This window comes from Promicromonospora kroppenstedtii DSM 19349 (assembly GCF_000515355.1).
Taxonomy (GTDB): Bacteria; Actinomycetota; Actinomycetes; order Actinomycetales; family Cellulomonadaceae; genus Promicromonospora; species Promicromonospora kroppenstedtii.
Map to the genome: position 1 here is coordinate 1,396 of NZ_KI911676.1, position 5,260 is coordinate 6,655.

Here is a 5,260-nt window from a genome sequence, read left to right on the forward strand (position 1 = left end):
GGCGCTCGTCGGGCCCGCGCGGGGTGTCGCGTACCAACCGCACCACGCGGTGGCCGGCGGTGGTCAGGAAGGGCGCCAGGGCCCCGCCGACCAGGCCGTTGCTGCCGGTGATCGCCACGGTCATGGGCCGGTCGCCGGCGTTGCGGGCGCTGGCCTGCGCGGCGAGGTCGAGGCCGAGCTGGCGGTGCCGGTAGGCGAACATGGACCGCAGCACCGCCTCGGGCACCGGGGTGTCCACGGTGTCGGTGATGCGGGTGCGGTCGCCCTCGGCGTGGAACTCGTGGGTGTGCCGCCACGGCACCACCCAGCGCAGCGGCGCGGAGACCAGCTCGTCGACGAACCGCTCCGGCGGCGCGTAGCCGGTGTGCCGCGCGACCCAGCGCAGGCCGAGCGGCAGCCGCAGCACGGCCTCGCCGCCGTCCAGCGACGTCGCCTCCCTGACCACCGTCAGGGGCGACCACGGCGGGGTGAGCCGCTGTACCGCGCCGGGGCGCTCGTGCCACGCGAAGACCTCGGGCCGCGGGTGTCCCACGACGCTCGACATGTGCAGAGTCATGTTTCCCTCCCTACAGGTAGCCGGCAGCGTCCGCGATCAGGAGGATCGTCACGACCGCGCCGGCGGCGTAGTTGACCCACAGGAAATGACGCCAGCCGCCGTTGGCGCGGGCGGAGTCCTCGTCGCTCACGTTCGCGTAGGGCGCCGCGAGCACGAGGTACGGGACGGCGAGCAGTCCCAGCAGCGCGGTGGGCCAGCCCGTGGTGGCCACGAGCACACCCGCGACCACCCACGCGCCCAGCGCGAGCCGCACCGTGGTCGCCGCCCCGAACGCCGTGGCGATCGAGGAGATGCGCCCCTCGCGGTCGGGCACCACGTCCTGGACGGCGCCGAACGCGTGGCTGGCCATGCCCCACAGCAGGAACGCGCCGAGCGCGGCGAAGGTCTGCGGCGTCGGCGCGGCCTGTGCGAGCGCCAGCCCGTACACCGCCGGGCTCACGAAGTGCACGCTGGACGTCAGGGAGTCCAGCACCGGCACCTCCTTGAACCGGAACGGCGGCGCGGAGTATGCGACCAGCGCGAAGAGGCTGACCGCGAGCACCAGCCAGGAGGACGGCGGCCCGAGCAGCACCAGCGCGAGGACGAACGGCACGCAGGTCGCGACGGACGCCACGAGGATCGGGCGGTGCCGCCGCGGCGACAGCAGCGCGCCCTCGACGCCACCCTTGCGGGGGTTGGCCAGGTCGGAGGCGTAGTCGAACACGTCGTTGATCCCGTACAGCGCCAGGTTGTAGGGCACGAGGAAGAACAGGGTGCCCACGACGAGGGCGACGTCCACCTCACCGGTGGCCAGCAGGTACGCAGCCGCGAACGGGTAGGCCGTGTTGATCCAGCTCAAGGGGCGCGACGCGCGCGCGAGGTCAGCGAGCACGTCGACTCCCGAACAGGTACCAGAGGGCGGGCAGCAGGATCACGCCCGCCAGGGGATAGGCGAAGTCCTCGACCGGCGCGAGCCCGAGCCGCAGGCCCGAGATGTGCGCGTCGGAGTAGGCGAACAGGCCGCTGGCGATCATCACGTTGTCGAACACGGCGGTCAGCACGCACATGGCGACGGCGGCCAGGACGATCGGGCGCCAGCCCAGGGGGCGTTCCCCGCGGCGCCGGGCCGCGACCCGGTGTGCGACGAACGCGACCAGGGCCGCCGCCGCGAGGAAGGCCAGCGCGAGCAGCAGGTAGGTCATCGGCCCGCCTCGTGGCGGGTCCGCGCGGTCGCCTGCCGGGCGCGCGTCGCACCCTGGCGGGACAGCAGACGCTGGGCGCCGAGCACGAGCACCATCGTGAGCTCGCACAGGAACGCCAGGAACACGAGCTCCTCGACGGGCAGCTCCGGGGCGAGCATGAGCCCAGTCATGTACGGGCCGGCGCCGTGGAAGAACACGCCCAGCCCGATGCCGGCCAGGTCCCACAGGACGAAGAACACGGTGCCGGCCACGAGGACCGCCGCGGCCCGGGCCGGTTCGGCCCAGCAGAAGAGGCGGTACCGCCAGTCCACGATCAGCACGCCCGCGGCGGAGAACAGCAGCACGGCCAGGTAGACGAAGCTCATGCCACCTCCCGGAGAGGGCCGGCGCTGGTGTCGCCGTGGAGGCGCTTGAGCACCAGCTCCGCGCTGATCAGGCACATGGGCAGGCCGATACCGGGGATGGTCGTCGCCCCCGCGTACAGCAGGTTCGACACCCGGGAGGAGGCGTTCGAACCGCGGAACATCGCGCTCTGGCGCAGTGTGTGGCCCGGCCCGAGCGCGCCGCCGCGCCATGCGCCGAGGTCCCGCTCGAAGTCCGCGGGCCCGATGCTGCGCCGCACGACGATCCGCTCGGCGAGGTCCGGCGTGCCCGTCCAGCCCGCGATCTGCGCGATCGCGTCGTCCACGATCCTCTCCACGCCCGGGTCCCCGGCGCCGTCGACGCCGCCCGCGCCGATCGTCGTGTCGGCCGGCACCGGCACGAGCACGAAGAGGTTCTCGTGCCCGGGCGGGGCGACGTCGTCCGTGGCGCTCGGGCGGCAGACGTACAGCGACGTGGGCGACGGCACCGTGCGCGCGGCGCCGTAGATGGACTCGAAGCCGCCCTGCCAGTCCTCGGCGAACAGCAGCGAGTGGTGGGCGAGCTGCGGCAGCTCGCCACGCACGCCCAGCAGGGCCAGCACCGCGCCCGGTCCGGGGTCGCGGCGCTTCCACCAGCGGTCGCCGCGGCTGCGGTGCTCGGGGTCCAGCAGCTCGTGCTCGGTGACGTGCAGGTCCGCCGTGGAGACCACGACGTCGGCGGGCAGGTGCTGGGTGCTGCCGTCAGGTCCGGTGACCTCGACGCCGGTCGCGGCGCCGTCGTCCGACACGGTGATGCGGGTGACCCGGTGGCTCGTGAACAGCTTGGCGCCCGCCCGCTCGGCGCACCGGGCGACGGCGTCGATCACCGCGCCGAACCCGCCGCGCGGGTAGAGCACGCCCTGGGTCACGTCGAGGTGGCTCATCAGGTGGTACATGCTCGGTGCCGAGCCGGGCGAGGTGCCGAGGAACACGGCGGGGTAGCCGAGGATGCGGCGCACCCGGTCGTCCGCGGTGTGCCGGGCGATGAAGTGGTCCAGCGACTCGCCGAGCAGGCGCAGCAGGCGCGGGGCGCGACGCACCACGGCGGGGTCCAGCAGCGGCGCCGCCGAGGCGAACGTGGCGTACAGGAAACGCTCGGTGGCGATCCGGTACGTCTCGGCCGCCGAGTCCAGGTACGCCTTCAGCTTCGGGGCCGACGGCGGGTCGAGCGCGAGCAGCGCCTCGCGGGCGCCGTCGGCCGGCAGGTCGAACGGCTCCCGGTCGCCCTCGAAGAACACCCGGTAGGACGGGTCGAGGCGCACCAGGTCCAGCTCGTCGGCCGCGCTCGTGCCGAGCAGGCGGAAGAAGTGCTCGAAGACCTCGGGCATGAGGTACCAGGAGGGGCCGGTGTCGAACGTGAACCCGTCGCGCTCCCAGCGTCCCGCCCGCCCACCCAGGTCGGAGCGGGCCTCCAGCAGGGTCACCGACGCGCCGTCCCTGGCCAGGAGGGCGGCGGTCGCGAGACCTGAGATGCCGCCGCCCACCACGATCACGTGCTGCCCGTCTCGTCCGTTCATGCGGCCCATCGCTTGTTGTTCGGCTGAGTGCCCGCCAGCGTCGCCACGGCGATACGCAGCTTCACCGCGGCCGGTACCGAGACCCGCCGCACGTGCAGCTGCGCGGCGGGTGTGTTGCGCAGGCGCTCGTTGACCTCCGAGAACAGTCCGGCGGCCAGGGCCGTGGCCCGGCGCGGCCCGGGGGGCAGCAGCTGGAGCACGGCCCTGGCGGCGGCGAGGTCGGCGTCGACGTCCGCGACGACCTCGGCCTTGCGCGCCTCGTCCAGCCGCTCGGGTCCCGCACCGGGGAAGTAGGTGCGGCCCAGGCGCTCCTGGTCGTCGCCGAGGTCACGCAAGAAGTTGATCTTCTGGAATGCCGCGCCGAGCCGCCGGGCACCCTCCTCCAAGCGGGCGCGAACGGCCGGCGGGACGGCGTGGCCGTACAGGAACGCGCGCAGGCACATCAGTCCCACCACCTCGGCGGAGCCGTGGACGTACGCGCGGTACTCCTCGTCGTCGAGGGCCTCGACCGGGTCGAGGTCACGGCGCATCGAGGCGAAGAAGGGCCGGACCAGCGTCTCGTCGATGCCGACGGCCCGGGCCGTGGTACCGAACGCGTGCACCACGAGGTTGGTGCTGAACCCGCGGCCCAGCGTCACGTAGGTCTCCTGCTCCAGCGCGTCCAGGGCTGCGCGGCGCTCGTCGTGCGCCAGCCCCGCCTCCTGGGCCGGGCCGTCCACGATCTCGTCGGCCACGCGGACCAGCGCGTAGATGTCCTCGACCATGCCGCGCACCGACGACGGCAGCAGACGCGTGGCCAGGCTGAACGAGGTGGAGTAGGCACCGATGACCTGCGCGGCGGCCGCGTGGGCCGTGTGCGAGTACAGGTTCAGGGACGACGACGGGATCACGACTCACGCTCCGCGAGCCGGTCGGCGAGCCCGGTGAGCCCCTGCCGCAGGGCGACGGGCAGCGCCGTCCGCTCGATCGTCGCGACCGCGGCACGCCGCTTGGCGTCGACCAGGTCGGCGACCGCGTCGCGGGCGCCGCTGGCGACCAGGGCGGTGCGCAACAGATCGGCCTCGTCCTCGGACAGGTCCGGCTTGCCCCACAGGTGCCGCACCTCGGTCCAGGCCGGGTCCCCCTCGGCGCAGGCGACGAGCAGGGTCCGCTTGCCCTCGCGCAGGTCGCCGGTCGTGCTCTTGCCCGTGCGGAGCGGGTCGCCGAAGACGCCCAGCAGGTCGTCGCGCACCTGGTAGAGCATGCCCAGCGCGATGCCGACCCGTTCGAGGTCGGCCGACGCCTCCTCGCCCGCACCGGCCAGCGCGCCGCCCGCGCGCAACGGCCCGGCGAACGAGTAGCTGCCGGTCTTGTTCGCCATCATCCGCAGCAGGCGCTCCGGGGTCGCCGGCGCCGTGCCCAGGCCGAACGCGACGTCGTCGTGCTCGCCCGCGGCGGCCCGGAACAGGGCCTCGTCGATGATGTCGGTCAGCTCGGCCCGTCCCGCGGACCGCACGCGGGAGACCAGCGCGTACGCGGAGCTGAGCAGCAGGTCGCCGCCGAGGATGCCGGAGGCCGTGCCCCAGGCGGTCGCGGCGCCGGCGGGCAGACCGCCGCGGACCGCGT

Annotated in this window: 7 protein-coding genes; all 7 read right to left on the reverse strand. The window is 74.0% G+C overall.

Annotated features, from left to right (window positions below; genetic code table 11):
• A partial coding sequence (locus PROKR_RS34920; protein ID WP_036964218.1) for a nucleoside-diphosphate sugar epimerase occupies positions 1–556 on the reverse strand: 556 nt, incomplete at its 3' end.
• 10 nt (positions 557–566) lie between these two features.
• Positions 567–1,427 carry a prenyltransferase gene (locus PROKR_RS13815; RefSeq protein ID WP_036964220.1) on the reverse strand — a complete coding sequence of 287 codons (861 nt, stop codon included), beginning with the start codon at positions 1,425–1,427 and terminating at the stop codon, positions 567–569.
• Positions 1,417–1,737: a lycopene cyclase domain-containing protein gene (locus tag PROKR_RS13820; RefSeq protein ID WP_036964221.1), complete on the reverse strand. Its 321-nt coding sequence runs from the start codon at positions 1,735–1,737 to the stop codon at positions 1,417–1,419. Before PROKR_RS13820 ends, PROKR_RS13815 begins: the two co-directional genes overlap by 11 nt.
• Positions 1,734–2,102 carry a lycopene cyclase domain-containing protein gene (locus PROKR_RS13825; RefSeq protein WP_036964223.1) on the reverse strand — a complete coding sequence of 123 codons (369 nt, stop codon included), beginning with the start codon at positions 2,100–2,102 and terminating at the stop codon, positions 1,734–1,736. Before PROKR_RS13825 ends, PROKR_RS13820 begins: the two co-directional genes overlap by 4 nt.
• A complete protein-coding gene (gene crtI, locus PROKR_RS13830; protein ID WP_051432979.1) occupies positions 2,099–3,664 on the reverse strand; it encodes a phytoene desaturase family protein in 1,566 nt (521 codons plus the stop codon). The genes PROKR_RS13825 and crtI overlap by 4 nt, the downstream gene beginning before the upstream one ends.
• Complete coding sequence (locus PROKR_RS13835) at positions 3,652–4,545, reverse strand: phytoene/squalene synthase family protein (protein WP_036964224.1); 894 nt, start codon at positions 4,543–4,545, stop codon at positions 3,652–3,654. Before PROKR_RS13835 ends, crtI begins: the two co-directional genes overlap by 13 nt.
• Positions 4,542–5,260: polyprenyl synthetase family protein (locus tag PROKR_RS13840; protein WP_036964225.1), on the reverse strand; the 719-nt coding region annotated here is incomplete at its 5' end. The genes PROKR_RS13835 and PROKR_RS13840, both read right to left, overlap by 4 nt.

Bases quoted from the DNA above. Each gene is read 5' to 3' on its own strand.
- PROKR_RS13820 (WP_036964221.1), bottom strand. From the start codon at position 1,737: ATGACCTACCTGCTGCTCGCGCTGGCCTTCCTCGCGGCGGCGGCCCTG.
- PROKR_RS13825 (WP_036964223.1), bottom strand. From the start codon at position 2,102: ATGAGCTTCGTCTACCTGGCCGTGCTGCTGTTCTCCGCCGCGGGCGTG.
- crtI (WP_051432979.1), bottom strand. From the start codon at position 3,664: ATGGGCCGCATGAACGGACGAGACGGGCAGCACGTGATCGTGGTGGGC.